Origin of the sequence: Anabaenopsis arnoldii (assembly GCF_028331025.1) — a bacterium.
Lineage (GTDB): Bacteria > Cyanobacteriota > Cyanobacteriia > Cyanobacteriales > Nostocaceae > Anabaenopsis > Anabaenopsis arnoldii.
The window spans coordinates 1-4,870 of record NZ_JAQMUH010000150.1 but is presented as its reverse complement, the minus strand read 5'-3'; the positions used below and the strand labels follow the sequence as shown (position 1 = coordinate 4,870).

The following is a 4,870-nucleotide window of genomic DNA, read 5'->3' as shown; positions in this document are numbered from 1 at the left end:
TCCTCAGACCGCGCTAACAAAGAAGATTCAGAATTAACACCAGGGAAAACACTCTCAGCAATCGTATTCTCTGAGATAGTGAAACCAGTCACATCCCCAGACCGCGCTAACAAAGAAGATTCAGAATTAACACCAGGGAAAACACTCTCAGCAATCGTATTCTCTGAGATAGTGAAACCAGTCACATCCCCAGACCGCGCTAACAAAAAAGATTCAGAATTAACACCAGGGAATAAATAGTCAAAATCTAAAGCTTCTAAATTACTAACCTGTGGAAACTCCTCACCAGACCCCGTTAACAAATAACTAGATGAATTAGAATTAACACCAGGGAATAAATAGTCAAAATCTAAAGCTTCTAAATTACTAACCTGTGGAAACTCCTCACCAGACCGCGCTATCAAAGATGAGTTAGAACCACTGGAGGGGAGTACATAATTAAAATCTAAATTTTCTGAGATAGTAACCCGTGGACACTCCTCACCAGACCGCGCTATCAAAGAACTAGATTTTACTGACTTAACCTTAGTCCCTAATAACTCCTGAGTAAGTAGGTTTTCCCAGATAGTAACCCGTGGAACATCCTCTGAAGAAGTGGTTAATGGGGGTATAGATTCTAACCACAAATCAAAACGCGCCAAATCCCGGTGCTGTTCCGGGAATACATAATCAAAATCTATACTTTTTGGAATAGTTACCCTTGGAACATCCTCAGAACAGTTCCCTAACGAGGGGATAAATTCTGCTGACTCAAACTCAGCAAGTAATACATCCTGAGTAGGTGGATTTTCTGAAGTAGTTACAACCTGGAAATCACATGATGAGAACATCTCAATCAATTTTGGAACAAGGGATGAGAAGAATAAACTATCTTCTCAGTAAAACATTAACTAAAAAATTTAATTCATGACTAACTTCTTGTAGTTCGCTAAGGATACCCAATCGATAACCGCTTAAAATCAAGCCTAATTAGGTATGAGAGTTAAAGAAGATTGAAAAGTAAATTCTCCAGATGGCGCACCTTGTCTGTTGAGCAGAATTTCCATACCGATTAAAAACCAAGTAGGCGCACCAAAATCTGGGAACCCACCGCCATCTGTTAACAAAATCGGGGTACTTTTACTTTCTGTTTTACCATCACCCACTACACTTAACATCTGATTAAGAGGCTCATTAGGGTCAAAAGGGTCTATCGTTCCACCCCGGTATAGGGTGGTAATTCCAGTTGTAACAATACTAGTTATGTCACTGGTAGAAGACCCCGGAACAAATTGAGGAGAAGTAATAATTGCATAGGTTCCCGTTGGGCTGTTACAGTCGATCAGTGCTCGGCCTGGTAAACCTTTTGCCACACCATTGCCATCTCCAATAGCAACTAAAGATGTAGTATCTCCACCACTGTAACTTTCTACCAGCTGTCCTGCTATCGGTCCTGCAGCAAAATTACAGGCTGCAGCAATTTGAGCCACATTGAAAAAATCTGTAGTGTGCTGTGCCATAACTAAAGTACCCCGGATCAAAATGGTGATCCAAATTACGGCAATGAGTACAGCTTTAATTACAGGGTAATTACTCATAATTTACTAAGTGTATTATCAAGAAATACTAACTAAATTTTACTGAAATTTACCTAAGTAAGACAACTCTAACATTTGCGGACAATTTTTACAATCATCTTGACATAATTTGGATCAGCCATCCCATAGATTTTATTTCCTATTTATTTCCTCAAAAATAGTTCTTAAACATCCTAAAATAGGTATACTTGGTACTAGTACCAGGTACGGCATTTACACCCTGTTCAGGAGGGGATAATTTGAGTACACACCTTTATCTTTTTATATATATTCCCACCAGAACCTCTATTAGTTACCAGTAGGTTCTTTACAGAAATATATATACTCAATGATGGTTGTTTGACTACCACAATATTAAGATCTAATTTCCATTAACCTCGTCAATTGCCCTTCAAGCTGTCCCAGCTATACATTTGTTGACAAAATAATTTAAAATTTTACAAGCAAATGACTTAAAGGCTATGGCAACCATTTTCTTCTGATTTTTGTTCTCCTTTGAGTTACAAAACTGGATAATTAACCCCTAACTTAAACTTACACTCCATAAGTTTTAATTATGATTACTATACTTCTAGTTGAAGATGAGCATCTCATTCGCCAAGGCTTAAAGGTTTTGCTGCAAAGCGATGCAGATTTACAGGTTGTTGGTGAAGCCGAAAACGGTATCCAAGCCATTGAGCAAGTGGAAATACTAAATCCTGATATCGTCATCATGGATATTAATATGCCTGAAATGGATGGAATATCAGCCACTCAAATCATCACCCAAAGGTTTACCCGAACTAAAGTCATTATCTTGTCTAGCTTTGACGATCAGTATTATGTGCATCAAGCCATCAAGTACAACGCCAGTGCCTACCTACTCAAGAATATTTCCCTGGAAGACTTAGTTAACTCCATTCGTCTAGTTATTAAGGGCTACACCGAGTTTAGCCCTGGAGTGTTACAACCGTCAACATTTAGCTTTCAAAATATTACACAATTATCCAAACTATCCAAACTAGATTTACCAACCAATGGAAACATACAGTTAACACCAGAACTCAACAAGTTAAGCAAACGAGAGCGCGAAGTTCTGTGTTTAATAATTATCGGCTACACTAATCGCCAAATTGCCGAAAAACTTTTTATTTCCGAAAGAACAGTCAAAAATCATGTCACCCGGATTTTAAGTTGCTTAAATGTCTCTAGTCGCATTGACGCAGCAAAGTTAGCTAGTCCGTTTTTATCTATTTTATCTAACTCCTCAAAAAATCTCTATCAATAGGTACTGATACCGCCTAATTTTAGTACTAATTATCTGTGACTAAATTTAGGAGTCTAGGATCGATGTGATTTTCAGACTTAAATAATTAAAGTGTTAGTCACGTGATCATAAAAACATCACTCGATCAAAACAATAACATTCATTCAATTTGAAGGAATTAGCTATGTCTAACTTATTACGCAAGGCTTCCATGCTCACCGGTATGGTAATTGCATCCGGTTCTATGATGTTGGCTGCAGCTCCTAGCTACGCTGGTAACGAAATCCAAATGGAAGCGGTAGCTGATGTCATCCCCGCTTGCGACATTCTCGGTCAAACCGTTGGTAGACTTGTTGAAAGCGTTCCTGGTGATGGTGATGCCGCTTTCACCCGCGGTCGTCTAATTTCTGCTCCAGCGCAAGATGACACAGACGGATTTGCAAATGGAGCCGCACTAGGTCAATTAGCTTATGTGGGCTTATCCTGCACCGCTGGTGACAGCACCATTGCTACCGTTACCTCCCCTGTGCAAATCAGTGGTACTGATTTAGATATCAACGTCGCCACCACTCGGATGTACGCACCTTCAGAAGCTACTCCAGCTGCTAACGTTATCACCTCTAACATGACCACCTTAAACACCGCATTTGCCAACGCTAACCCCGTCGCCTCCGTAAGTAGCGGTCCAGACGGAGCAGTTGCTACCAGTGACGCTGCAGTTATCCTAGGAGAAGGTTCAGCTTTGGCTACTGGCGATACTACCGGCACATTTGGATTCGGCTTCCAAATTGAAGTTAACGGTGCCCGGATTCCTGCTGGTCAATATGGTATCGCCAGCACCTTAACCGTAGTTCCACGCTAATATCTAGTTCCACAACCAAACCTGCAGGTAAGTGTACAAGGGGTGCGTTCATATGTTAGTTTTACCTATGGCTGCACTCCGGTTTTTTTACCCCCAAGGCTTAAACCCTTGGTTTGTCTGCTGTTGGCAACTGTGAGCCAATGTCAACAGCAAAACCACTTAATTTTTAATTAATAATCGCTACCACTGGTAAATAGGTAAGGTATTGCAATTATATTGATACTTAATTAACTTCCTTCAATCAATATAGCACCACTCCCATCATTGTTACTTCCTAGATAGCTAATTGTATCGATGTCATGCGGGTTGAAACTTGCCTAAACTATTCCAGTGTGACTAGGAAATCACCCAGCCGTCTTGAGGAAATCACTATGTTGAATTGGGCTTTACTGCGGAAAATACCAGTACCGAGCATTATTCTAGTTTCTCTGACCATGGTGTGGGCGACTCCCGCCCAAGCAGGTAACAAAATTCAAATTGAAGCCATTGCAGATGTCATCCCCGCCTGCGACATTCTCGGTCAAACCGTCGGTAGACTCGTAGAGTCCATAGATGGGGATGGTGGAGATATTGAGGGTCAAGAATTCACCCGTGGTCGTCTGATGTCTTCTCCAGCCATTAGTGGTGCAACTAACGACGACGGATTTCGCCCCGGTCGTGGTCAGTTAGCTTATGTAGGCTTGTCTTGTAACCTCAGTGGTAACAGCACCATGGCGAGCGTCAGCTCTCCTTACCAAATTTCCGGATCACCTCAATTACCAGTGCTTACAGCCGCAACTCGGATGCATGCTGCTAAAGACCGTGTTCCAGCAGGCTTAGTAATTACCGAAGATCTGCAATTCTTAAACGGCAGATTTGAAGACTCTAATACTGTAGCCTCCGTTGTCGGCAGTCAGGACGTTAAAACCAGCAACGCTAGTTTAATTTTGGGAGTAGGTTCCGCCTACAACGGACAGCAAAACGCTGTATTTGGATTTGCCTTTGACATTAGCACAGACCTTGAGCGCATTCCCGCCGGTCAATATGGCTTCGCCACCATGTTGACTATGGTTCCCAGGTAAGCACTCAGATTTTGTTGACGGTTGACCGTGGTCGGTGAGCGGAGTCGAACCGTGGTCGGTGAGCGGAGTCGAACCGTGGTCGGTGAGCGGAGTCGAACCGTGGTCGGTGAGCGGAGTCGAACCG

At 42.0% G+C, this 4,870-nt stretch carries 5 protein-coding genes; 3 read left to right on the top strand and 2 right to left on the bottom strand.

Annotated elements, in window-relative coordinates; all coding sequences use genetic code 11:
• Both PN457_RS13550 and PN457_RS13545 read right to left on the bottom strand, forming a co-directional pair.
• Window positions 1-830: hypothetical protein (locus PN457_RS13550; protein WP_271733889.1), on the bottom strand; the 830-nt coding region annotated here is incomplete at its 3' end.
• A gap of 135 nt (window positions 831-965) precedes the next feature.
• A complete protein-coding gene (locus tag PN457_RS13545; protein ID WP_271733888.1) occupies window positions 966-1,577 on the bottom strand; it encodes a hypothetical protein in 612 nt (203 codons plus the stop codon).
• Window positions 1,578-2,133: 556 nt separating this feature from the next.
• Here PN457_RS13545 and PN457_RS13540 point away from each other — a divergent pair.
• The 3 genes from PN457_RS13540 to PN457_RS13530 all read left to right on the top strand — a co-directional run bounded on the left by PN457_RS13540 (window position 2,134) and on the right by PN457_RS13530 (window position 4,746).
• Window positions 2,134-2,844: a response regulator transcription factor gene (locus PN457_RS13540; RefSeq protein ID WP_271733887.1), complete on the top strand. Its 711-nt coding sequence runs from the start codon at window positions 2,134-2,136 to the stop codon at window positions 2,842-2,844.
• Window positions 2,845-3,007: 163 nt separating this feature from the next.
• Entirely contained in the window at window positions 3,008-3,685 is a 678-nt protein-coding gene (locus PN457_RS13535) for a hypothetical protein (RefSeq protein ID WP_271733885.1), read from the top strand.
• 371 nt (window positions 3,686-4,056) lie between these two features.
• Entirely contained in the window at window positions 4,057-4,746 is a 690-nt protein-coding gene (locus PN457_RS13530) for a hypothetical protein (protein WP_271733884.1), read from the top strand.
• Window positions 4,747-4,870: the final 124 nt, after the last annotated feature.